Source organism: Diaphorobacter sp. ED-3 (assembly GCF_027625375.1).
GTDB lineage: Bacteria > Pseudomonadota > Gammaproteobacteria > Burkholderiales > Burkholderiaceae_C > Diaphorobacter > Diaphorobacter nitroreducens.
In genome coordinates this window covers 3,306,686-3,330,052 of sequence record NZ_CP115182.1, presented here as the reverse complement: position 1 = coordinate 3,330,052, position 23,367 = coordinate 3,306,686, and the positions used below count along the sequence as shown (strand labels likewise).

At 68.0% G+C, this 23,367-nt stretch carries 20 protein-coding genes and 1 tRNA gene; 11 read left to right on the top strand and 10 right to left on the bottom strand.

All coding sequences use genetic code 11. From position 1 onward, the window contains the following. The first annotated feature begins 60 nt into the window (after positions 1 to 60). Positions 61 to 2,142: a bifunctional 2',3'-cyclic-nucleotide 2'-phosphodiesterase/3'-nucleotidase gene (locus PCQ86_RS16165; protein WP_270174201.1), complete on the top strand. Its 2,082-nt coding sequence runs from the start codon at positions 61 to 63 to the stop codon at positions 2,140 to 2,142. Positions 2,143 to 2,276: 134 nt separating this feature from the next. On the opposite strand, the gene PCQ86_RS16160 is transcribed toward PCQ86_RS16165, so the two are convergent. From PCQ86_RS16160 to radC, 3 genes are read right to left on the bottom strand one after another with little or no spacing between them, the layout of a single operon-like run. Next, complete coding sequence (locus PCQ86_RS16160; RefSeq protein WP_270174200.1) at positions 2,277 to 2,945, bottom strand: Smr/MutS family protein; 669 nt, start codon at positions 2,943 to 2,945, stop codon at positions 2,277 to 2,279. Continuing rightward, on the bottom strand, positions 2,942 to 4,156 hold the full coding sequence (locus PCQ86_RS16155) for an esterase-like activity of phytase family protein (protein ID WP_270174199.1): 1,215 nt from the start codon (positions 4,154 to 4,156) through the stop codon (positions 2,942 to 2,944). Before PCQ86_RS16155 ends, PCQ86_RS16160 begins: the two co-directional genes overlap by 4 nt. Continuing rightward, positions 4,153 to 4,869 (bottom strand): RadC family protein, encoded by a 717-nt coding sequence (gene radC, locus PCQ86_RS16150; protein ID WP_015914096.1) that lies wholly within the window; start codon positions 4,867 to 4,869, stop codon positions 4,153 to 4,155. The genes PCQ86_RS16155 and radC overlap by 4 nt, the downstream gene beginning before the upstream one ends. Positions 4,870 to 4,951: 82 nt before the next feature. Between radC and PCQ86_RS16145 the strand changes: the two genes are divergently transcribed. The 3 genes from PCQ86_RS16145 to PCQ86_RS16135 all read left to right on the top strand — a co-directional run bounded on the left by PCQ86_RS16145 (position 4,952) and on the right by PCQ86_RS16135 (position 8,010). Beyond that, complete coding sequence (locus PCQ86_RS16145; protein ID WP_015914095.1) at positions 4,952 to 5,428, top strand: FKBP-type peptidyl-prolyl cis-trans isomerase; 477 nt, start codon at positions 4,952 to 4,954, stop codon at positions 5,426 to 5,428. A 13-nt stretch (positions 5,429 to 5,441) separates the two neighbouring features. Continuing rightward, on the top strand, positions 5,442 to 6,437 hold the full coding sequence (ispH, locus tag PCQ86_RS16140) for a 4-hydroxy-3-methylbut-2-enyl diphosphate reductase (RefSeq protein ID WP_270174198.1): 996 nt from the start codon (positions 5,442 to 5,444) through the stop codon (positions 6,435 to 6,437). 250 nt (positions 6,438 to 6,687) lie between these two features. Then, positions 6,688 to 8,010: a hemolysin family protein gene (locus PCQ86_RS16135; protein WP_270174197.1), complete on the top strand. Its 1,323-nt coding sequence runs from the start codon at positions 6,688 to 6,690 to the stop codon at positions 8,008 to 8,010. 3 nt (positions 8,011 to 8,013) lie between these two features. Here PCQ86_RS16135 and PCQ86_RS16130 read toward each other — a convergent pair whose 3' ends face one another. After that, complete coding sequence (locus PCQ86_RS16130) at positions 8,014 to 8,694, bottom strand: CBS domain-containing protein (RefSeq protein WP_270174196.1); 681 nt, start codon at positions 8,692 to 8,694, stop codon at positions 8,014 to 8,016. Positions 8,695 to 8,826: 132 nt separating this feature from the next. Here PCQ86_RS16130 and serS point away from each other — a divergent pair, with 132 nt between their 5' ends. Next, complete coding sequence (gene serS, locus PCQ86_RS16125; RefSeq protein ID WP_088888457.1) at positions 8,827 to 10,155, top strand: serine--tRNA ligase; 1,329 nt, start codon at positions 8,827 to 8,829, stop codon at positions 10,153 to 10,155. Between the two features lie 34 nt (positions 10,156 to 10,189). Next, positions 10,190 to 10,279, top strand: a tRNA-Ser gene (locus PCQ86_RS16120). Positions 10,280 to 10,439: 160 nt separating this feature from the next. Here the strand turns inward: PCQ86_RS16120 and PCQ86_RS16115 are convergent. Continuing rightward, the gene (locus PCQ86_RS16115; protein WP_270174195.1) at positions 10,440 to 11,744 is read right to left on the bottom strand and encodes a tryptophan--tRNA ligase; all 1,305 of its coding nucleotides are present in this window, start codon (positions 11,742 to 11,744) and stop codon (positions 10,440 to 10,442) included. A gap of 24 nt (positions 11,745 to 11,768) precedes the next feature. Beyond that, a complete protein-coding gene (locus tag PCQ86_RS16110) occupies positions 11,769 to 12,431 on the bottom strand; it encodes a site-2 protease family protein (protein WP_442874438.1) in 663 nt (220 codons plus the stop codon). Between the two features lie 296 nt (positions 12,432 to 12,727). Between PCQ86_RS16110 and PCQ86_RS16105 the strand changes: the two genes are divergently transcribed. From PCQ86_RS16105 to PCQ86_RS16090, 4 genes are read left to right on the top strand one after another with little or no spacing between them, the layout of a single operon-like run. Then, positions 12,728 to 13,600 carry a c-type cytochrome gene (locus PCQ86_RS16105; RefSeq protein ID WP_135148161.1) on the top strand — a complete coding sequence of 291 codons (873 nt, stop codon included), beginning with the start codon at positions 12,728 to 12,730 and terminating at the stop codon, positions 13,598 to 13,600. A gap of 30 nt (positions 13,601 to 13,630) precedes the next feature. Continuing rightward, positions 13,631 to 15,004, top strand: a complete 1,374-nt coding sequence (locus PCQ86_RS16100) for a cbb3-type cytochrome c oxidase subunit I (RefSeq protein ID WP_270174194.1) — start codon at positions 13,631 to 13,633, stop codon at positions 15,002 to 15,004. Between the two features lie 19 nt (positions 15,005 to 15,023). Then, entirely contained in the window at positions 15,024 to 15,827 is an 804-nt protein-coding gene (locus tag PCQ86_RS16095; RefSeq protein WP_011806537.1) for a CbbQ/NirQ/NorQ/GpvN family protein, read from the top strand. Positions 15,828 to 15,829: 2 nt separating this feature from the next. Further along, a complete protein-coding gene (locus tag PCQ86_RS16090) occupies positions 15,830 to 17,899 on the top strand; it encodes a nitric oxide reductase activation protein NorD (RefSeq protein WP_270174193.1) in 2,070 nt (689 codons plus the stop codon). 125 nt (positions 17,900 to 18,024) lie between these two features. Here PCQ86_RS16090 and PCQ86_RS16085 read toward each other — a convergent pair whose 3' ends face one another. Then, the gene (locus PCQ86_RS16085) at positions 18,025 to 18,660 is read right to left on the bottom strand and encodes an L-threonylcarbamoyladenylate synthase (RefSeq protein WP_270174192.1); all 636 of its coding nucleotides are present in this window, start codon (positions 18,658 to 18,660) and stop codon (positions 18,025 to 18,027) included. Positions 18,661 to 18,675: 15 nt separating this feature from the next. Further along, on the bottom strand, positions 18,676 to 19,554 hold the full coding sequence (locus PCQ86_RS16080; protein WP_270174191.1) for a 3',5'-nucleoside bisphosphate phosphatase: 879 nt from the start codon (positions 19,552 to 19,554) through the stop codon (positions 18,676 to 18,678). Between the two features lie 204 nt (positions 19,555 to 19,758). Between PCQ86_RS16080 and PCQ86_RS16075 the strand changes: the two genes are divergently transcribed. Then, complete coding sequence (locus PCQ86_RS16075; RefSeq protein WP_270174190.1) at positions 19,759 to 21,513, top strand: methyl-accepting chemotaxis protein; 1,755 nt, start codon at positions 19,759 to 19,761, stop codon at positions 21,511 to 21,513. 343 nt (positions 21,514 to 21,856) lie between these two features. On the opposite strand, the gene PCQ86_RS16070 is transcribed toward PCQ86_RS16075, so the two are convergent. After that, entirely contained in the window at positions 21,857 to 22,102 is a 246-nt protein-coding gene (locus tag PCQ86_RS16070) for a DUF2274 domain-containing protein (RefSeq protein WP_024537615.1), read from the bottom strand. Next, positions 22,099 to 23,367: a TrbI/VirB10 family protein gene (locus tag PCQ86_RS16065; protein WP_270174189.1), complete on the bottom strand. Its 1,269-nt coding sequence runs from the start codon at positions 23,365 to 23,367 to the stop codon at positions 22,099 to 22,101. Before PCQ86_RS16065 ends, PCQ86_RS16070 begins: the two co-directional genes overlap by 4 nt.

Sequence of the window (23,367 nt, the reverse complement as noted above, 5' to 3'; positions counted from 1 at the left end):
CACATGCCTGTCAAACCCGGCCCACAGACTCTGGTGTTTTATCCACCACCAGGGTCTTCCATGCAGGACACTTTCTTGCGCGGCCAGCCATTTGCCGCGCGCCTAGCCTTTGTTTTCCCCCGTCGCCATGCGCTGGGCGCGCTGGCCTGTGCCGCGCTGCTGGCCGCCTGCGGCGGCAACGACGACGATGGCGACAGCTCCGCCGCCACGCCCGCCACGGCCACGCTGGCCGTGCTGGAAACCACCGATCTGCACTTCAACGTGCGCAGCTTCGACTACTTCAAGCTGGCCGAGGACAAGACCTACGGCTTCGAGCGTACGGCCACGCTGGTGCGCGCCGCGCGCAAGGAGTTCGCCAACACCCTGCTGGTGGACAACGGCGACACCATCCAGGGCACGGCCCTGGCCGACTACGAGGCCACGGTCAGCCCCATCCCCTGCACGCAGCAGCTGTCCATGTACAAGGCCATGGGCGCTTTAGGCTTTGACGCGGGCACGCTGGGCAACCATGAGTTCAACTACGGCCTGCCGTTCCTGAACCAGGTGCTGGGCGGCGGCCTGGAGGTGGACGGCGTGGACGCCACCAAGAAATGTGCCGGCAACGGCTATCCCGCCGTGCTGGCCAACGTGTACAGCAGCAAGACCAAGAAGCCCCTGGTGCAGCCCTACACGGTGCTGGAGCGCACGCTGGTGGCCAAGTCCAGCGACGGCAAGGAGGTCCAGCTGCCCATCAAGATCGGCGTGATCGGTTTCACCACGCCGGGCATCATGAACTGGGACAAGCGCTTCCTGGAGGGCAAGGTCTACACCGAAGGCGCCGTGGAGGCCGCGCAGAAGTACGTGCCCGAACTGCGCGCCAAGGGTGCCCAGCTGGTCGTCGCGCTGCTGCACGGCGGCCTGGACGCCAGCAGCTACTCGCCCACCATGGAGAACCCGGGCCTGCACCTGTCCAAGGTGCCGGGCATCGACGCCATGGTCATGGGCCACCAGCACAGCGTGTTCCCGGACCTGTCGGCCAAGCCCGCCTTCACGCAGGCTGGCGTGGACAACAAGGCCGGCACCATCAATGGCGTGCCTGCTGTGATGGCCAGCTCCTGGGGCAAGTCGCTGGGCGTGATCCAGCTTGCGCTGAAGTGGGACGGCAAGGCCTGGAGCGTGGACAAGGCCGCCAGCAAGAGCGAGCTGCGCAACATCCAGACCAAGGACGCCGCAGGCGCCAACGTATTCGTGGCCGCCGACCCCGCCGTGGCACCGTTGATCGAGAGCCAGCACCAGGCCGCCATCAACTACGTGAAGACGCCGATCGGCAACACCGACTTCCGCATGAGCACGCTGTTTGCCGACGTGGGCGACCCCGGCGCGATCCAGATCGTGAACCAGGCGCAGCAGGCCTACGTGGCGGCCTACATCCAGGCCAACCTGCCGCAGTACGCGCAGCTGCCCGTGCTGTCGGTGAGCGCGCCGTTCAAGTCGGGCTTCCAGGGCGGCAAGGACTTCACCGACGTCGCGGCCGGCCCGCTGGCCATCTACAACGCGGCCGACCTGTACCTGTACCCCAACACCGTGTACGCGGTGAAGGTGAACGGCGCCGACGTCAAGGACTGGCTGGAGGCCGCCGCCAAGCGCTTCAACCAGATCGACCCCGCCAAGGCCGGCGAGCAGGCGCTCATCAGCACCTTCCCCGGCTACAACTTCGACATGTTCACCACCGCGGACGTGCAGTACGAGATCGACGTGACGCAGCCCGTGGGCAGCCGCATCAAGGGCCTGACCTACAAGGGCCAGCCCATCGACCCGGCGCAGGAGTTCGTGATCGCCACCAACAACTACCGCGCCACCAGCGGCAAGAGCTTCATCCCGAAGCTCGACGGCTCGGCCACCATCTGGGCCTCGCCGGATGCCAACCGTGACGTGGTCATCGAGTACGTGCGCAAGAACCCGCAGGTCACGCGCGTGGCGAACGGAGCGGCCAAGAGCTGGCGCTTCACCCAGGTGACGACCGCGGGCGACGTGGTGTTCAGCTCCGGCGCGGACGCGCTGCCCGTGGCCCAGGCCGCGGGGCTGGCCGGCGTGTCGCTGCTCGCGGCCGATGACGGCTCGGGCAAGGGCATGGCCAAGTACAAGATCGACCTGTCCAAGTAAGCGCTGCGCGTCCCCCCGCACGGGGGCGGGCCCACGGTGGTGCACGCCCCCGTGGGCCTTTCGCTTCTAAAACAATAGCTGCTGGCGCTTGATGGATAAGCGCTGAAGGCTGTTTTGGCTTGAAGTGCTGGTCGTCAGCCGCCCGGCCTGCGCCGCCCGGGCTGCAGCAGCACCACCAGCGCGCCCGCGCCGCCGTCCAGCGGCCGCGCCTGCACGAAGGCCAGCACCTCTTTCTTTTGCACCAGCCAGCGTTGCACCCGGCCCTTGAGCACCGGTGTGCGGCCCGGCGACCCCAGCCCCTTGCCATGCACCACGCGCACGCAGCGCAGGCCCGTGCGGTGCGCCAGGCGGATGAAATCGCCCAGCGCCTCGCGCGCCTCGTCGGTGCGCAGGCCGTGCAGGTCCAACTGGCGCTGGATGCTCCAGTGCCCTCCGCGCAGCTTGCGCGTCACGTCCAGCCCGATGCCCGGGCGGCGAAAGCTGAGCTGGTCGTCCACGTCCAGCAGCGTGGTCACGTCGAACTCGTCGCTCAGCGACTCGCGCAGCACGCGCTCTTCGTCCAGCGCGCGCTGCACGGGCAGCGGCTCGGGCGGCTCGGGCGTGGACCAGCGCCGCTCGTGTCCCCGCTTGAGCGGCTGCACGGGGCCCACTGCGTCGGCGAACAGGTGGCGCTCGGCGCGCGCGTGCCGCTCGGCCTCGCGGCGCAGGCGCTCGCGCTCGGCCCGCTGCTGCGCGGCCTCCTGCAGTGCACGGCGCAGGGGCTTGAGGTCGGCGAAGGAACGGGCGGTGAGGGCGGCGTTCATGGGCTGGCGGTGGTTGTACCGCATCGTCCATGTCCGCCCTGGGGGTCCAGGTATTCGGCGGCAATGAACTGCGTGACCTGCGCGGGGTTGAAGTTGTCGTCGCTCACGAAGACCAGCACGCAGCTGCCCGCCGTGCTGCCGCCTGCGCCACCGCCGGGCAGGGACGGGCCCCAGGTCATGCCCTCCAGGTTGTCCACATCCAGGCCCAGGGCGGCGAAGTCGGCCACCAGGGTCTTGGGGGGGCTGTGGTGGTTGGCGGGGGTGAGCGCATCCAGCGCCAGCGTGTCGCTGCCCGCGCGCGTGTCGATGCGGTACAGCCGCGCGGCAACCCCGGCGCCGGCGCTGTAGGCGCGCTCCAGCACCAGCAGGTGGTGCGCACCGTCGGCCAGGATCTCGCTCACGCCGTTCATCTGCGGTCCCCAGGGCAGGCGGCGGGCCTGCGGCACGGCGTCGGGCGGGTAGGCGATCTGGCGCAGCGCTTGGCCGCTGACCAGGTCGATGGCCGTGATGCGCACTGGTGCACCGCCCGATGCGAGCGTAGCAGGGGGGCCGTCCTGGCGCCAGGGCAGTTCCATGGACAGCCATGCGGTGCGGCCATCGGTCGCCAGGGCGAGGCCCTCCAGCGTGCCGTTGCTGCGCGGTCCGCTGCCGGCCTGGGGCGTGAAGCGGGCGGGCAGGGCGACATCGCGCACGGCCGCGCCGTCGGCGCGGCTTACGCGCAGTTGCGGGCCGAAGCCGCGGCTGAAGTCGCCCTCGCTGGTCCACACGAACTGCGCGCCGCCAGGCAGCCAGCGCACGGCTTCCGCGTCGGGCACGTCCATGCCGGGGTGCGCCCTCAGCCACGGCGCATAGGGCCGGCCGCCGGCATGCAGCAGCGTATGCACGCCGGTGAATTCGGGCGGGGCGAGGGCGGTGGCGTCGTAGCGCAGCCGGGCGGTGTAGATGCGCGCCGGGTCATGGCTGGAGCGGTCGTCGCTGATGAGCAGGTAGGTGTCTTGCGCGGCGTTGTAGTCGATGCCGGAGAGGCCGCCCACCGTGGTGCCGCCATAGCGGGTGAGCGGCGGCACGGTGGCAGTGCCGATGAGCCGCAGCAGCGGGGCCTGGGCCGGCGGCTGCGGGGGCGGCAGGCGCGTGGCCAGCGGGGCGCAGCCTGCCATGGCCAGCAGCAGCGCCTGGGCCAGTACGCGCCGCGCGCGCCCCGATGCGCTCACACCAGCCCTTGCTCGGCCATGGACAGGGCCGCGCCTGGCGCCACGATCACATGGTCGAGCACGCGCACGTCCACCAGCGCCAGCGCGGCCTTCAAGGTCTGGGTCAGCGCCTCGTCGGCGCGGCTGGGCTGCACACTGCCGCTGGGGTGGTTGTGCGCCAGCACCACGGCGGCGGCATGGTGGTGCAGGGCGCGCAGCACCACTTCTCGGGGGTAGACCGAGGTCTGCGTGAGCGTGCCCCGGAACAGCTCTTCCATGGCGATCAGGCGGTTGCCGCTGTCCAGGAACAGCACGGCGAACACCTCGTGCGTGCGCCCCGCCAGGTGCAGCTGCAGGTAGTGCTGGACGGCCTGCGGCGAGTCGAACACCTCGCGCTCGCGCAGCTGCTGGGCCATGGCGCGGCGGGCGAGTTCCAGCACGGCCATCAGCTCGGCGCGCTTGGCGGGGCCCAGGCCCTTGATGCGCTGCAGGTCCTGGCTGCTGGCGTGCAGCAGCCCGGCAATGCCGCCAAAGCCGCCGCCGGCGCTGCGGCCCGTGGCGGGGTCGCGCACGGGATCATCCAGCAGCTCCTGGGCCAGCTGCAGCACGCCCTTGCCCGCCAGGCCCGTGCGCAGCAGGATGGCCAGCAGTTCGGCGTCGGACAGTGCTGCGGGGCCGCGTGCGAGCAGCTTTTCGCGGGGCTGGGCATCCAGCGGCAGGTCTTTGAGGGGCATGGCGCGGTGGGCGCCGCCCCGGCATACGGCCGTGGGGGCTTGCCCGGTTTTCTACAATGCCGGCAGTTTATCGAGAGCTTTCATGACCGCAGACGCCTTCGCATCCTCGTCCTCCGTGCCCACTGTGCAACAGGGCTCGTTCCTCACGCTGCACTACCGCCTGGCCGGCCCAGCGGGTGACGTGATCAATACCTTCGAGGACAAGCCCGCCACGCTGTCGGTCGGCACGGGCGAGCTTTCGCCCGCGCTGGAGCAGCGCCTGATCGACCTGCCCGAGGGTGCGCGCGCCACGTTCGAGCTGGCCGCGGGCGAGGCTTTCGGCGAGCGCAACCCCGACATGCAGCAATGGGTGGCCAAGAAGCTGCTGAACGAGCTGGGCGACCCCCACGAGGAATACACCGTGGGCGACGTGGTGCAGTTCCCCACGCCCGACGGCACGGGCCAGTACGCCGGCGTGGTGCTGGAGGTGCGCGAAGACGGCGCCGTGCGCTTTGACTTCAACCACCCGCTGGCGGGCGTGCCCGTCACCTTCGAAGTGCTGCTCATCGGCGTGCTCTGAACGGGACGCCGCCATGCAAAAACCCCAGGAAATCGTTCTGGCCGAGCCGCGCGGCTTTTGCGCGGGGGTGGACCGGGCCATCGAGATCGTCGAGCGCGCCATTGCCAAGTTCGGCGCGCCCATCTACGTGCGCCACGAGATCGTGCACAACACCTACGTGGTGAACGACCTGAAGGCCAAGGGCGCGATCTTCATCGAGGACCTGGACGAGGTGCCGCCCGGCGCCACGCTGATCTTCTCGGCCCACGGCGTGAGCCGCGCTGTTCAGGACGAGGCGCGCGCGCGGGGTTTCACCATCTTCGACGCCACCTGTCCGCTGGTGACCAAGGTGCATGTCGAGGTGGCCAAGCTGGCCAAGGAAGGCTACGAGTTCATCATGATCGGCCACAAGGGGCACCCAGAGGTAGAGGGCACCATGGGCCAGTTGGACCATGGCATCCACCTGGTGGAAGACGTGGCCGACGTGGCCCGTGTGCAGCCCGCGCAGACCGAGAAGCTGGCCGTGGTCACGCAGACCACGCTCAGCGTGGACGACGCGGCCGAAATCACCGCCGCCGTGCGCGCGCGCTTTCCCTCCATCCGCGAGCCCAAGCAGCAGGACATCTGCTACGCCACGCAGAACCGCCAGGACGCGGTGAAGCTGCTCAGCCCGCAGGTGGACCTGGTGATCGTGGTGGGCAGCCCCACCAGCTCCAACAGCAACCGCCTGCGTGAGCTGGCAGCGCGCCTGGGCACGCCGGCCTACATGATCGACAGCGTGGACGAGCTGCGCCACGAGTGGTTTGACGGCATCTCCCGCGTGGGCCTCACGGCCGGTGCGTCGGCACCCGAGGTGCTGGTGCAGGCCGTGATCACGCGGATCAAGGAACTGGGCGCGGTGGCCGTGCGCAAGCTGGACGGCATCGAGGAAACCGTGAAATTCCCGCTGCCCAAGGGCCTGAAGCTGGACACCGCCACGGGCCTGGAGATCACCGAGCGCACGCCCGAAACCGGCCCGGGCGGACACTGAACGCACTTCTTCGCCCGCTAAAGCCCGGGCGTCGCGGGGCTGCACAAACCCTGTCTGCGACAGCTTTGCTTCATTATTGATAGCTGCTCGCGCTTGATGGATAAGCGCTAAGGGCATATTTGGCATCTATATTGCAATGCCTGGGCGTGGGTGGGGCATGTGGCACCGGATGGCCAATCCCCCGCAGAATGTGGGCCTCTTTACAATTTCCGCTTCTTCACACCGTGGGGGCACGCTGGGCCCCCTGCATATGGAAATAGCAATACTGTTCGCCCTCATCCTGCTCAATGGCGTGTTCGCCATGTCCGAGCTGGCGCTGGTCTCCGCGCGCAAGACGCGCCTGCAGAAGCTGATCGATGAGGGCGATAGCGGGGCGATCGCCGCGGCCAAGCTGGGCGAGAACCCCACGCGCTTTCTCTCCACCATCCAGATCGGCATCACTTCGATCGGCGTGCTCAACGGCATCGTGGGCGAGGCGGCCCTGGCCAAGCCGCTGCGCGAGTGGCTGCTGGGCCTGGGGGTGGAGCCGCAACTGGCCGGCTACCTGGCCACGGGCCTGGTGGTGGTGCTGATCACCTACTTCTCGATCGTCGTCGGCGAGCTGGTACCCAAGCGGCTGGGCCAGAGCTACCCCGAGACGGTGGCGCGCGTCGTGGCGCGCCCCATCAACTGGCTGGCGCTCGCCACCAAGCCCTTCGTGCGCCTGCTGTCGATCTCCACCGAGGGGCTGCTGCGCGCCCTGGGGGTGAAGGAGTATTCCGCCAGTGCCGTGACGGAGGACGAGATCCACGCCGTGCTGGCCGAGGGCACGAGTGCCGGCGTGATCGAGTCCCACGAGCACCAGATGGTGCGCAACGTGTTCCGCCTGGACGACCGGCAGATCGGCTCGCTCATGGTGCCGCGCGCGGACGTGGTGTTCCTCGATGTGGAGGAGCCCTTCGAGGAGAACCTGCGGCGCATCGAGGAGTCCGACCATGCACGCTTTCCGGTGGTGCGCGGCGGCATGGAGAACATCCTGGGCGTGCTCAACGCGCGCCAGTGGCTGTCGCGCACGGTGCGCGACGCCCAGGCGCGCGACCTGACGACCCAGCCGCTGCAGACGGCGCTGTACGTGCCCGAGACCATCAATGCCATGGAACTGCTGGACAACTTCCGGCAGTCCGACGTACAGATGGCCTTCGTCATTGACGAATACGGCGAGGTGCAGGGCATCGTGACAGTGCAGGACATCATCGAGGCCATCACGGGCGAGTTCCAGCCGCGCGACCCCGAAACCTCTTGGGCCGTGGAGCGCGAGGACGGCAGCTGGCTGCTGGATGGCCACATTCCCGTGCCCGAACTCAAGGACCGCCTGCAACTGTCCACCGTTCCCGAAGAGGACCGCGGCCGCTACCAGACCCTGAGCGGCATGGTCATGTTGCTGACCGGCAAGCTGCCCAAGGTCACCGACACGGTGCAATGGGAGCGCTGGCGCTTCGAGGTGGTGGACATGGATGGCAAGACCATCGACAAGGTGCTGGCCTCGCGCCTGCCCGACGAGGAAGTCAGCGCCGATCCCGCGAGCGGCGACTGAGGCTCAACTCCACAGGTCCAGCGGCGGGTCCGCCGCCACCGCGCGCAGGATGTCGGTGCGCGAGATGAAACCCGCGAGCAACCCGCGCTCATCCGTCACCGGCAGGCCGGGCAGGCCGGTGTCCAGCAGCACGCCCGCCACGCGGCGCAGTTCCGTGTCCGCAGCCACCGTGGGCACGGGACTCACCATCACTTCGGAGACCGGCCGGCGCGCGAGCTCAATGGCCTGCTTGACCGCGCCGGGCTCGGGCAGCAGGTCCAGGGGCGCCATGTCGGCGCGCAGCAGCAGGCCCACCACTTGGCCCTGATCATTCACCACGGGGGCCTGTGCGATTTCGTGCTCGGCCAGCGTCTGCCACGCATCGTTCACCCGCTGATCGGGGGCCACCGCGAGCGCGCCCCTGGTCATCACGTCGCCCACGCGCGACAGCGGCTGACGCGGCTGGGCGGGGCCCTGCTCGGTCTGTACATAGGCCGATACGGCCTCCAGCAGGCGCATGGGCTTGGGCGTCGCCGTCTGCGCCGTGGCGGGAGGGGCTGCGGTCGCAACAGGTGCCGCGTCGCTGTCCAGGGCGCGCGTGCGCAGGGCCTGGGGGCGGTGCACGCGCCGCACCGGCGCCACCTGCGCCAGCTTGTCCGGTCCACCCCGGTAGATTTGCCCCGAAGGGCCGAACACGAAAAACATGGTTTTGCCTCCTGACCCCTGGCCAATGCACCCGTATTGATGGTGCATTGCCATGTTATCGGCGCAAAACGCCGCGGCTTTCGCCCCAGTACGCTCTTAGCATGCCGGGCTGCGCCACTAAAATCGCCGCCTATGCTAGACATCCTCCTCCTTCGCAAAGACCTCGCATCGGCCGTCGCACGGCTGGAAACCCGCAAGAAGCCCCAGGCCTTCCTGAATGTGGAGGCGTTCCAGGCCCTGGAGTCCGAGCGCAAGACCATCCAGATGCGCACCGAGGAGTTGCAGTCGCAGCGCAACCAGCTGTCCAAGCAGATCGGCATGCTCATGGGCAAGGGTGAGAAGGACGCCGCCGAGGCTGCGAAAGCCCAGGTGGCCGCGATCAAGGCGGAACTGGACGGTTCTGCCACCCGGCTAGATCAGATCCAGGGCGAACTGCAAACGATGCTGGCCGCCGTCCCGAATCTGCCGCACGAGAGCGTGCCCGTGGGCTCGGACGAGAGCGCCAACGTGGAGGTGCGCCGCTGGAGCCCCGATGGCCAACAGCCGCGCAGCCTGGGCTTCACCCCCAAGGACCATGTGGACCTGGGCGAGCCGCTGGGCCTGGACTTCGACATGGGCGTGAAGCTCTCGGGATCGCGCTTCACGGTGATGAAGGGGGGCATCGCGCGCCTGCACCGGGCCCTGGCGCAGTTCATGCTGGACGTGCAGACCCAGGAGCACGGCTACACCGAGTGCTACGTGCCCTACGTCGTCAATGCAGACTCGCTCAAGGGCACGGGCCAATTGCCCAAGTTCGAGGGCGACCTCTTCGCGGCCCAGAAGGGCGGTCAGGACGCTGAGCCCGTACCCGACAACGCGCAGCTGTACCTCATCCCCACGAGCGAGGTGCCCCTGACCAACTTCGTGCGCGACGAAGTCTTGGCAGAGGCCCAGCTGCCGCTCAAGCTCACGGCCCATACGCCCTGCTTTCGGTCGGAAGCCGGCAGCTACGGCCGGGACACGCGCGGCATGATCCGCCAGCATCAGTTCGACAAGGTCGAGATGGTGCAGATCGTGCATCCCGACAAGAGCTACGAGGCGCTGGAGGAAATGACCCGCCATGCTGAGGCTGTACTGCAGAAGCTGGGCCTGCCCTACCGCGTGATGAGCCTGTGTACGGGCGACATGGGCTTTGGCGCCGCCAAGACCTACGACCTGGAAGTGTGGCTGCCCGCCCAGAACACCTACCGTGAGATCAGTTCGGTGAGCAACTGCGAAGCCTTCCAGGCCCGCCGCCTGCAGGCGCGCTTCAAGAACGCGCAGGGCAAGAACGAGCTGGTGCACACCCTCAACGGGTCTGGCCTGGCCGTGGGCCGCACGCTGGTGGCGGTGCTGGAGAACTACCAGAACGAGGACGGCAGCGTGACCATTCCCGAGGTGCTGCGCCCCTACATGGGCGGCCAAGCCACGCTGCCGGTCTGAAATTTCCTGCTAGAATCGCGGGCTTCGACACACAGGAGAGGTGGCAGAGTGGTCGAATGTACCTGACTCGAAATCAGGCGTAGTGGCAACACTACCGTGGGTTCGAATCCCACCCTCTCCGCCAAACTAAAAAGCCTTGCAAGCCAGTCGCTTGCAAGGCTTTTTTCTTGGTGCGTCCCTTCTGGGGCCAGCTCTTGTGACCAAATTTCGAGCTATTTTTGCCCCCGGTGCCTTGCTGAGCTAGCGCCGGCAGCTATGTAAATAATAGCAACGGGCGCCGGGATTCATTCCTGCGCAGCTGCCAGAGCCAGCAGCGCCGCCTCCACCTCTGATGCTGGCACGCCGTCCACCGGCGTCAACAGGGGGGCCAGGGCCTGCAGTGCGCCGGCTTCCTTTTGCAGCCGAGCGATGGATTGGCCGGCGTCGCGCGGGGCGTCGAAACCCGTGCTTTGCAGCAGCAAGCGGCCGTCGGCAGCCACCAGCTTGAAGTAAAACTTGCCGTCGGCCTCGCGGTATTGCTTGAACGCTGGCAGGGCGGCCTTGCTGGTCTTCTGCGTGGCCGGTGCGGGGGGGGCGACGGCACTCAGGCCGCGCAGGCCTACGGCGGCGCGCAGGCGCTGCAGGAAGGGGGCGGCGATGGCGCGGGCGCGCTTGGCGCCGATTTGCAGGGCGGCCTCCACCTTCTCGGGATGGGCCATCAGGTCGTCATAGCGCGCGCGCATGGGCGCGATTTCGCGGTCGATCCGCTCGAACAGCATCTGCTTGGCGTCGCCCCAGGCGATGCCGTCCGCATAGGCGCGCCGCATGGCGGCGGTCTCTTCGGGTGTGGCGAAGGCCTGGTAGATCTGGAACAGGGCCGAGCCCTCCACCTGCTTGGGCTCGCCAGGGGCGCGCGAGTCGGTGACGATGGAGCCGATGAGCTTCCTCAACTGCTCGCGCGTCGAGAACAGCGGAATGGTGTTGTCGTAGCTCTTGCTCATCTTGCGCCCGTCCAGGCCCAGCAGCAGAGCCACGTTGTCCTCGACGGCCGCCTCGGGCAGCGTGAAGTGTTCGCCGTAGAGGTGGTTGAAGCTGGCCGCCATGTCGCGGGCCATCTCGATGTGCTGGATCTGGTCGCGGCCCACGGGCACCTTGTGGGCGTTGAACATCAGGATGTCGGCCGCCATCAGCACGGGGTACATGAACAGCCCTGCGCTCACGCCGTCGTCCAGGTCGCGGCCGGCTTCCTGGTTCTTGTCCTGTGCGGCCTTGTAGGCGTGGGCGCGGTTGAGCAACCCCTTGCCGGTCACGCAGGTCAGCAACCAGTGCAGCTCAGGAATTTCAGGGATATCGGACTGACGGTAGAAGGTGACCTGCTGCGGGTCCAGTCCGGCGGCGAGCCAGCTGGCGGCGATCTCCAGCGTGGAGCGGTGCACGCGCTCGGGCTCCTGGCACTTGATGAGGGCGTGGTAGTCGGCCAGGAAGTAGAAGCTCTCTACGCCTGCGTTGCGGCTGGCGGCCACGGAGGGGCGGATGGAGCCCATGAAGTTGCCCAGGTGCGGCGTGCCCGAGGGGGTGATGCCGGTGAGGAAGCGGATGGTCTTTGGCATGAGGGAAGTCAGAGAAGGAGCCGGTCAGCGCAGCACCGCGACCAGTGGCGACAGCATGAGGTTGATGGCGCTGTAGCCCAACGCCATCAGGGGGCGCAGCCACAGCGCGCCCACGACGCCCGCCACCACCAGTGCGAGCACGATGAAGAAGCCGTAGGGTTCGAGGCGCGAGAGAAAATGGGCTTGCTTCCACGGCAGCAGGCCGACGAGGATGCGCCCCCCGTCCAGGGGTGGCAGCGGAAACAGGTTGAACGCCCACATCACGAGGTTGACGGCAATGCCGGCGCGCGCCATCTCCAGGAAGAAGCGCTCCTGAGTGCCGGTGGCGACCAGCGCGACCAGCAGCAGCGCCCAGCCGATGGCCTGGATGAAGTTGGATGCGGGACCCGCCAGCGCCACCCAGATCATGTCGCGCTTGGGGTGGCGCAGTTGGCTGAAGTTCACCGGCACGGGCTTGGCATAGCCAAACAGAAACGCCCCCGAGGTGGCGAAATACAGCAGCAGCGGCATGAGCACGGTGCCCACCGGGTCGATGTGCTTGAGGGGGTTGAGCGTGATACGGCCCATCATCAGCGCGGTGTTGTCGCCAAAGTGCCGGGCGGCATAGCCGTGCGCGGCTTCGTGCACGGTGATGGCAAACAGCACCGGCAGGGCGTAGATGAGGACGGTCTGGATAAGGTCGGTCATGGGCACCCGCCGATTGTCGCCCATGCGCGCCGCGGCTTCCTGTCTGACAGCGCACGGGCAGTTGTCCGACAGCCGCATGCTGGACAGGCCGTCATCATGCACGGCAGTGGCGCGCGCTCCCACGGCGCGCCGGCCCAAACAACAAGCTAGAGGAGGCCACCCCATGCATGCCTGGTATCTGCCTGTGAAGGTGTTTGCGCTCGTCGTGGTGCTGCTGATGGTCGTGGCCATGGTCTACGCCGGCACCATGGCCGTCATGTACTGGTCTGGCATCGGCGTGTGAAAGGGAGGGCTCCATGAACAAGCGCCAGACGCGTCTTTTCGCCATCGTCGCCACGGGCCTCTCGGCGGCGGTGTTCCTCCTCCTCACTTTTGACAGCCACCGCAAGTTCGATGCGCTGACCAATGCCGAGTCCATTACTCCTGCGGTTGTGCACGGCAAGGATGTCTGGCACAAGAACAACTGCATCAACTGCCACACCATCTTTGGCGAAGGCGCCTACTACGCGCCCGATCTGACCAAGATCACCAAGCTGCGCGGCGAGGCTTATCTGAAGGCTTACCTGAAGGATCCTTCCAAGTTCTACGACGAGCAGCGCCACCGTCGCCTGATGCCCAAGCAAGACCTGAGCGACGAGGACATTGCCGGACTCATCGCCTTCTTCGACTGGGTCAGCAACGTGGACAACCAGGGATGGCCGCCGCGGCCCATCCTCGTGACGGGCTCCACACTGCCGGGGGCTGACCGCAGCGCCGCGCAGCAGGCGGACGACGCGAAGATCGAACGGGGCGGCATCGCTGCGCCCCCCGGTGCGCGCCCGCTGTCGGGCAACGAAGACCCGATTGCCCTGGGCGAGCGGGTATTCCGCACGGCCACGCCCGCCTGCACCGCCTGCCACTCCACCGCGCCCGGCGTGAATATGGCCGGGCCGTCCCTCGCAGGTGTGAAGGGCCGCACCGAGGCACTGCTGGGCTCGGCCGACTACAAGGGCCAGGCCAAGGATGTGGCGGCCTACTTGCATGAGTCCATCGTTTCGCCCAGTGCGCACCTGGTGCCCGGGCCCATGTACTCGGCTGATGGGACCTCTTTCATGCCCACGACCTACGCCAAGGACCTCACGGCCGAGCAGATCGACCAGCTCGTGGCCTACCTGATGTCCATGAAGTAAGCACGCCCGCAGCCATCGCCGGAGTCCGCCATGAGATACAAGTCCCAATCCGTCGCCTACTGGTATTTCGCCGTGGCCGTGGCCCTGTTCGGGCTGCAGCTGGTGTTCGGCCTGCTGTCGGCCACCAAGTACCTGGGGCCGGACCCGTTGCTGTACATCCTGCCGTTCGACGTGACCAAGATGATCCATACCAACATCCTGATCGTCTGGGTGTTGTGCGGCTTCATGGGGGCCACGTACTGGATGGTGCCCGACGAGTCGCGCACCGAACTGCACAGCACACGGCTGGCCTACATCCAGCTCGTGCTGTGGACGGTGATGGGCGTGGCCACGGTAGTGGGCTACCTGTTCCGCTGGGGCACGGGCAACAAGCTGCTGGAGCAGCCGCTGCCCTCCAAGATCGTGATCGTGATCGTGATGCTCATGTTCCTCTACAACGTCGGCATGACGATCCGCAAGTCCGGCCGTTTCACGACACCGGAGGGTGTGCTGCTGGGCGGCCTGGGCCTGGCGGCGGTGCTGTACCTTCCGGCGTTGCTGGAGTTTCACAACTACACCGTGGCCATCTTCTACCGGTGGTGGACCATCCACCTGTGGGTGGAAGGCGTGTGGGAGATGATCCAGGGCGGCTTCCTCGCGTACCTGCTGATCCGCCTGTCGGGCGCAGACCGCGAGGTGATGGAAAAGTGGCTCTATGTCATCGTGGGGCTGGTGTTCATTGCCGGCATCCTGGGTACGGCGCACCACTATTACTGGGTGGGCGTGCCGCAGTACTGGCTGCCCATCGGGGGTTTCTTCAGCGCACTGGAGCCCGTGGCCCTGGTGGGCATGGCCATGTATGCCTACTTCGCCATGCGCCGCTCGGGCATGGCCCACCCCAACAAGCTGGCGCTGCACTGGACGGTGGGCAGCGCCGTGTTCACGCTGTTCGGTGCCGGCCTGCTGGGCCTGGCCCACACTTTCCCCAGCGTGAACAAGTGGACGCACGGCACCCTCATTACCGCCATGCACGGGCACGCGGCGTTCTACGGAGCCTACGCGATGATCGTGATGGCCATGATCAGCTATGCGCAGCCGGCCCTCACACGCAGGCCCGAGGAAGGCACCGCCATGGGCTACCTGTCGTTCTGGATGCAGCTGGCGGGCATGTTCGGCATGACGCTGTCGTTCGCCACCGCGGGCATTGGGCAGGTGTACCTGGAGCGCATCATGGGCATGGGCTACCTGGATGCGCAACTCAAGATCCAGGTGCACTTTGTCATGCTGGTCATCACTGCGTCCATCTTCGCGATTGGCGTTGCGTTGTTCATCATCGATTTCTTCCGCCACCCGCTGCGGCTGGGGGTCAGCGCCAGCGATCCGGTGGACCGTCCCCTCGATACGCACCGTGCTGCAGCGATTTGATCTACAGGGCGGGGCGGGGATGGCCCGCCCGGCAACGTCCCCTGCGCCGGAGCCCCCCTATTACCTGCCCAGCGGCGACGAGATCGAGGTCTTCGCGCAGTGCCACGCACAGGGCCTGGCCGTCATGCTCAAGGGACCCACAGGTTGCGGCAAGACGCGCTTCGTAGAGCACATGGCCTGGCGCCTGAAGCGCCCGCTCATCACCATCGCCTGCCATGACGACCTGAGCGCCAGCGACCTGATCGGCCGCTTCCTCATCCAGGGCAGCGGCACCGTGTGGCACGACGGGCCGCTGACCCGCGCTGTGCGCGAGGGCGCGCTGTGCTACCTGGACGAAGTGGTGGAGGCGCGGCAGGACACGGTGGTGGTATTGCACCCGCTCACCGACCACCGGCGCATTCTGCCCATCGACAAGACGGGCGAGGTGGTCGAGGCCGCGCCCGGTTTCGGGCTCATCGTGTCATACAACCCCGGCTACCAGCGCATGCTCAAGGACCTGAAGCCCAGCACGCGCCAGCGCTTCGTGGCGCTGGACTTCGGCTTTCCCGCGCCTGAGGTAGAGGCGCGCATCGTCGCGCAGGAAAGCGGTATTGCCGAGCCCGAGGCGCGCGCGCTGGTGCAGCTTGCCACGCGGCTGCGCGCACTGCAGGACCGTGGCTTGGCCGAGGTGCCCAGTACGCGGCTGCTGGTGGCGGCCGCGCAGCTGGCGGTGCGCGGCGTGGACCTGCGCCGCGCCTGCCTGCACGCCATCGTGGCGCCGCTGTCGGACGAGGCATCGCTGGTGGGCGCCATGCGCGACCTTGTCGACGCCACCTTCGTCTGACCATGGCCGAGGCCGAGGACGTCATCACCGACGCGGCGCGACATGCCACGATCTATGCCCAGGCGCTGTGGCGCCGCCACCGCCCCCCGCCGGCCGGCCCACCCCGGCTGCATCTGGCCGATGTGGCGCCGCGCCTGGACCTGCTGGTAAGCGCCGCGCTGGGCATCCGCCTGCAGCTGCGCGCGGCGCAACCGCCTGCGCCGCCTACCTTCCTCTCGCGCTGGATGCAGCGTGCAGAGGCCCCCAGCCAGCGCGACGCCGTGCCCGCTACCGACGGCGCCAACCTGTGGCTGCCCCCCGCGCTGACGGATATACCCGGTGCGCAAGCGGGGAAGGAAGGCGCGCTCCCCGCCGACGAACGCTACCGCACGCTCGCGCTGATGCACGGTATGCGCGCAGTGCGGGGGGCGCCGGCATACGCTGCCCAGGCGGCGGACGGTTTCGAGCGGGGGTTGTTTGCACTGCTTGAAGCCCATGCCGCCGACCACGCGCTGGCCCTGCGCCTGCCGGGCATGGCCGCGCCACTGGCGCGCCTGCGGCAGGCCATGCTGGCTGCGCGCCCGGCCGTGGCAGCGCTGCCGCCGCACCTGCAACCCCTGGAGTCGCTGGTGCACGCCCTGCTGGCCGGCCCCCCCGCGGGCGCCGGGCCTCCCGGCCTGATGCCATCGCTGCCGGCCCAGGCGCCACAGGTGCTGGCGCATGCACGTGCCCTCGCTTCGCGCCTGCGTCCGGCCGCGGCCCCAGCGCGCCAGCAGCGCTGGTGCATGGTCGACGAGTGGCTGGGCGAGCTGCGCACGCCGGCTACCCCCGCGCCTGCGCACGCCACGGCGGACGGCGCAGAGGATGCCTCTGGCACGACCCATGCTGCCCGTCTGGCGCGCCGTCCGCAGGTGCGCCAGGCGCTTCCCGATGAGGACGACGCGAACGGTCCCGGTGCATGGATGGTGCAGACCGCCCAGCCGCACGAGCAGGCCGCGGACCCCATGGGCATGCAGCGCCCGAGCGACCGCGACGCCAGCACGGCGGCGGAGGAGTTCGCCGATGCGCTGTCCGAACTGCCCGAGGCGCGCCTCGTGGCCACGCCCGGCCGTCCCAAGGAGGTGCTGCTGTCCGATGACCCGCCGGAGCATCTGGCGCGCCAGGCGCGGGCGGGCGGCGGTGCGGCCGCCGCGCCGGGCGTCGACGTTCTGTACTACCCCGAGTGGGACGGCGCCAGCGGCAGCTACCGCCGCCCCGGCGCCGCCGTGTGGGTGCACGACGCAGCCCCGGGCGCGCCCGATTGGTTGGAAGCCACGCTGCATGAGCGCCGGGCCATGCTGCACGCCGTGCGCAGGCGGTTCGAGCTATTGCGCAGCCGCCGCGTGGCCGTGCGCCGCCAGCTCGACGGCGACGAGATCGATCTGGAGGCTTGCATCGAGGCGCGCGCAGACTTTGCCGCGGGCCTGCCGCTGCCCCAGCGCCTGTACCGCAGCGAGCGCCGCCTGCACCGCGACCTGGCGGTGCTGGTACTCATGGATGTGAGCGGCTCCACCGACGGCTGGGTGGCGCCGGGCCGGCGGGTGGTTGACGTAGCGCGTGAGGCGCTGCTGCTGGTGAGCATGGCGCTGGACGGCATGGGCGCGCCGTTTGCGGTGCAGGCGTTCTCCGGCGAGGGGCCGCAGGGGGTGGTGGTGCGCAACGTCAAGCGTTTTGACCAGCCCTACGGGCGGGACGCTGCGCTGCGCATCGCCGGTCTGGAGCCCGAGCACTACACGCGCGCCGGCGCCGCGCTGCGCCATGCCACCAGCACGCTGATGCGCCAGCCGGCCGCGCACCGCCTGCTGTTGCTGCTGTCCGATGGCAAGCCCAACGACATCGACGCCTATGAAGGCCGCTATGGACTGGAGGACATGCGTCAGGCCGTGACCGAGGCGCGGCTGCAAGGCATTGCGCCGTTTTGCCTGACCATCGATCGCCAGGCGGCCCGCTATCTGCCCATGGTGTTCGGTGCCCATCACTACGCGCTGCTGCCGCGGCCCGAGGAACTGCCGCAGGTGCTGCTGCAATGGCTGCGCCGGCTGGTGGCGGTGTGACTGATTGCTACTATTTTGGTAGCTGTTGGCGCTTGCTGGATGGGTGCTAGAGGCCTGAAACGTTCTGATTCTTTCGTCGGGCGTATTTCGCCGCTGTGGCACGCACCAAGCCCGGGCGCGTGCCCTTAAAGCCCCAGCTTGGCCAGGCTGCCGCCACCTTCGCGCACCACGATGGGGTCGCCGCCGGTATTCATGGGCGTGAGGTCCAGTACCGTGGTGGGCTCCAGCGGGCAGCCGCCCGCGTCGAGGATGCCATCGAGCTGCTTTTCAAAGCGCTCGCGGATCTCCTGCGGGTCGTTCAGCGGCTCGCTTTCGCCCGCTGGGATCAGTGTGGTGGCCAGCAGCGGCGCGCCGTGCAGCTCCAGCAGCATCTGCAGGCCCTTGCGGTCGGGCACGCGCAGGCCGATGGTTTTGCGCTGCGGATGGCTCACGCGGCGCGGCACTTCCTTGGTGGCGTCCAGGATGAAGGTGTAAGGCCCCGGCGTGGCCAACTTCAGCAGGCGATATTGGCGGTTGTCCACATGCGCGTAATTGGCCAGCTCCGACAGGTCGCGGCACAGCAGAGTGAGGTGGTGCTTGTCGTTGATCTGCCGAATACGACGAATCCGGTCCACGGCGTCCTTGTCGTCCAGGCGGCAGACCAGCGCGTAGCTGGAGTCGGTGGGCACGGCCAGGATGCCGCCGCTCGCCAGCAGCGTGGCGGCCTGCTTGAGCAGGCGCGGCTGCGGGTTGTCGGCGTAGATCTCGAAATATTGGGCCATGGAGGGGCGCGGCGGTCAGCCGGCAGTGGTGCGGGGGGCGCGCAGGATGCGATCGGACAACAGCTCCCACACGGGGGTGAGCTGGCCTGGCAAATCCGGCAGGGCGCCCAGATCGGTGTGTGATTCGTTCGGGCTGTGGAAGTCGCTGCCGCGCGAGGCGGCCATGCCGAACTCCTGCGCCATGGCGGCGTACACGGGATATTCGGATGGCGTATGGCTGCCGGTCACCACTTCCACGCCCTGGCCGCCGTGCTGCTTGAACTCGGAAAACAAGGCGTATTCCTCATTCGCCGTGAATCGGTAGCGTGCAGGATGGGCGATCACGGCCATGCCGCCGGCCTCGCGGATCCAGCGCACCGCATTGCCCAGCGTGGCCCAGCGGTGGGGTACGTAGCCGGGGTTGCCCTCGGTGAGAAAGCGCCGGAACACTTCGGAGGTGTCGTGGCACACGCCAGTCTCCACGAGGAAGCGGGCAAAGTGCGTGCGCGAGATCAGTTCGGGGTTGCCCGCGTAGCGCAACGCCCCTTCGAATGCGCCGCGGATACCCACGTGCGCGAGTTGCTGCGCCATCTCCTGTGCCCGTTCGCTGCGCCCGCCGCGCGTGGCCGCGAGGCCCTGGGCGAGTTGTGCATTGTCCGGGTCGAACCCCAGTCCCACGATATGCACCGTGGTGTCGGCGAAGGTGACCGAGATCTCTGTGCCCGTGAGGTAGTCCATGCCCAGCGCGTGCGCGGCGGCGGCGGCGCGGTGCTGGCCGCCGATCTCGTCATGGTCCGTCAGCGCCCACAGCGCTACACCGTTGGCATGCGCACGGGCTGCCAGCGCTTCGGGTGTGAGGGTGCCGTCAGACACCACGGAGTGGCAGTGGAGGTCGGCATTGAGGAGGATGGACACGATTTCATTTTAGGGGGAGCCAGCAGGGCATGTTGTCGTGGTGGTTACAACCGGGTGACAAAGGCGTTGTGAGGCGTCGGTGATCGATAGTTTGTAATTAAATGTGTGTAAATGAGACAATATGGGGGTTTACCCTTGCTGCCGACCAATCGCAGCACGGCCCTCAACAGCCCACGGCGCCTGGCGCCCTTGATTGCGTAGAACATGAATTTCAACCATTTGCCCGTCGCCCGCAAACTGTGGGGACTCGTCCTGGGGCTGCTGGTCTCCATGCTGCTTTTGCTGGCGGGCCTGTTGGCCTACACCGCCCAGCTCGATGATGAGGCGGCGCGCATCGTGCAGGCCAACGAAGACCGCATCAGCCTGGCCCTGCGCTGGAAAGGGCTGACCACGCTGGCCGTGGACCAGTCCGTGAGCGCGCTGGCCTCGGCCGACGAGACCCTGGCGTCGGGCCTGCAGAAGAAAGCCAAGCAGGGGATCGAGGCCATCAATGCCCTGCAAAAACAGGTGGAGGCTGTGGCCTCCTCTGCGGAGGACAAGGCCCAGATGGAACGCGTGGCCGCCGCCCGCAAGGTGGTGCTGGACGCGCTGGCGGAGGCCACCAAGGCCCGGGCCGAAGGCGACTTCGCCCGCACGCTGACCCTGGTGGACAGCAAACTGCTGCCCGCCGTGGAGCGCTATGTGGGCGAACAGGACGCCTTCGTCCAACTGCAAGAACGGCAGCGCGACGCCGCCAAGCAAGAGGCCCAGGCCTTGCGCCAGCGCGCCATGTGGATGGGCGCGGGCATCGCCGCGGTGGTGGTGGTCTTGGGCCTGGTGCTGGCGAATCTGCTCGTGCGCTCCATCACGCATCCCCTGGAGCGGGCCGTGGGGCTGGCTAACGCGATTGCCGGTGGCGACTTGACGCAAGACGTGCACGATGACCGTCGTGACGAACTGGGCCACTTGCTGCGCTCGCTGTCGGCCATGGGAGCACGTCTGCGCGGCGTGGTGGGCGAAGTGCGCTCGGGCGTGGAATCGGTCTCGGCGGCGTCCAGCCAGATCGCCACGGGCAACCACGACCTGTCTGCGCGAACCGAGCAGACCGCGGCCAACCTCGAAGAGACGGCCGCCAGCATGGAAGAGCTCACCGCCACCGTCACCCAGTCGGCCGACACCGCGCGCCAGGCCAACCAACTCGCCGCCAACGCCGCGCAGGCCGCAGAGCGTGGCGGCGAAGTGGTGGGCCAGGTGGTCACCAGCATGCAGCAGATCACCGAATCCAGCCGCAAGATCGCCGACATCATCGGTGTGATCGATGGCATTGCCTTCCAGACCAACATCCTGGCGCTGAACGCCGCCGTGGAAGCCGCACGCGCGGGCGAGCAGGGCCGCGGCTTTGCCGTGGTGGCGGGCGAAGTGCGCAGCCTGGCGCAGCGCAGCGCCGAGGCCGCCAAGGAGATCAAGCAGCTCATCACCACCAGCGTGGACAACGTGCAATCGGGCTCAGCCCAGGTGGAGCAGGCCGGCCAGAGCATGCAGGACATCGTGCACAGCGTGCGCCGCGTGAGCGACCTGATCGGCGAGATCACCGCTTCGTCCACCGAGCAGCGCGACGGCATCGGCCAGGTGAACCAGGCCGTGGCGAACCTGGACCAGATGACGCAGCAAAATGCCGCGCTGGTGGAAGAGTCCAGTGCCGCCGCCGCCGCCCTGCATGAACAGGCGCAGCGCCTGGCGCAGGTAGTGGCCGTGTTCAATGTGGGCAATGGCGCCGTCGCGGCGCCCCGCAGCCCGGCCCGCGTGGCGCCGCCAGCGGTAGCGCCCGCCCCAGTCAAGACACCGGCCGCAACGCCGGCGCGCGCGACGCTGGCCAAGCCCACACCGACAAAGGCTGCCGCCAAGGTGTCCACCCCCCAGATCGCGCCGGCCAAGACGCCTGCGGCATCGGATGCGGATGGCGAATGGGAGAGCTTCTAAGCTCTAAAAAATAGCGTCATTGGTACGGCCCGTCCCCAGTCGGGACAAAAAAGTTCTGGTGTCAAGTCCTTCGTGCAAATCACGCAGAGCTTGAAACCGTATATGGGACAGTAGGTTAGCTCGTTTTCAGGCCACTTTGCGGAAGTGCGGCCTTGTGGGCTAGGAGCCACATAGGAGCGTCGGGAGGGAAAGCCGGATCGCGCTGGAGCGTGCGGGATTGCCGAGGAACGGCGGGCCTGTCGCACCATCATAGCCCAAGAGGCTTTGCGTGCGGCATCCAGAGAATGAAGAACGCGCAGCCTGGGGCTGCGCGTTCGACGGATGCCATTGGTACGCGACGCCATCATGTCGGCTTCGTTGGCGCGCTCCGTGTCGCCGTGCCCTTCCTGAATCCCCGATCCCCCGCCATGAACGCCTCCAGCATGTGCGGGATAAGCGTCGTTGCATCGACGGTCTCGCCATATGCCTGCGCGTGCAGCGCGGCATAGCGGTCGAGGGTGGCCCTCAGGCTGGCCGGGCAAGCGAAGGTCAGCTTGACGCTCTCGGTCTTGGGCAGTGGCCCGAGCCGCAGTTTCTTGGTCGTGCTCATTGCATCGCTCCCCGCTGGAAGAACATTGGCTGGTACGGACGCAGCACCAGATCGCGGTTGGCGATGATCCGCACCGGCAGGCCGGGCCGCTCGGTCAGCGTCGGCTGGATGTTCATGTTGCGCCGGGTCATCTCCTGCCCGACCTGGTTGATGCTGTCCTGTGCGCTGTCGCGCCCGGCGATCACGATGCGGTTGCCGTCCTGCCGGTTCTCCGGCGCGGCCAACTCGGCGCCGATGCCCAGCAGCGTCGTCAGCGCCGCACCGGCGACGATGCGGCTCCAGTGGTAGTCCACACCGTCTTCCAGGCCCGAATAGCCGGCCGGATCGGTGCCGACGAGGTTGTCCAGCGTCAGCGAGGACGTGTCCGGCAGGATGATGCGGTTCCAAACCACCTGCACCCGGCTCTGTCCATAGCTGACCTGGCTGTTGTAGCGGCCCAGGATGCGCGAGCCCTGCGGAATCAGCAGGAACTTGCCCGTGGCCGTGTCGTAGACCGGCTCCGTCACCGTGGCGATCACGTCGCCCGGAAGATCGGACTTGATGCCTGTCACCAGCGCGCCAGCGATCACCGTCCCGGCCATCACCTGATACGGCGAGGACGGCATTTTCAGATTCCCGGAATTGCGGGTTTCCGTAGAGCCGCCTTTCAGGAACGCCTCTTTCTGGTCTTGTCGATTCTGCACAGCGGTCGGGTCGGCGGGCTGCGCTGCTGTCGAGGCCGGCCCGGCGGCCAGCGGGTCGAAGCCGGCCAAGGCGCTGCCAGGTGCAGCCGCAGCGGCTTGCGCCGTGACCGGCGCGGTGGCCTTGCCTTGGTTGCCCGAGCGGAAGAACACCGATGAACCCGCCGCCGCGTCAGCCTCCTTGCGTCGCGCATCCTCCGGGTCGTGGCCCGGTGGCGCATACGTCGGCGTCACCGGCTGCTGCGACTTCACGATGGCCGGGCCGAGATCGCCCGGCAGCGGTGGCCCCAGCTCGGGCACCTTCGGCGGCAGCTTGGAATAGTCCGAAGGCAGGCCGTCCAGCCCTTCGGACTTCGAGACGCGATCCACGTTGTACAGCTCGGTCTGCTCGCCCGCTCCGCGCCGATGCGGCTGCAACGACCAGATCGTGGCCCCGAGCACGGCGACCGACAGGCCGCCCGTGAGGATGGCCAAGGTGCGCCGATTCAGGCGCGTGACCGGGCGCGGCTGGGCGCGCAGCGCCACCGCTTCGGGCGCCACCTTGCCCGTCTGCGGTGCAAGATCAGGGGAATCGTCCTGGCTCAT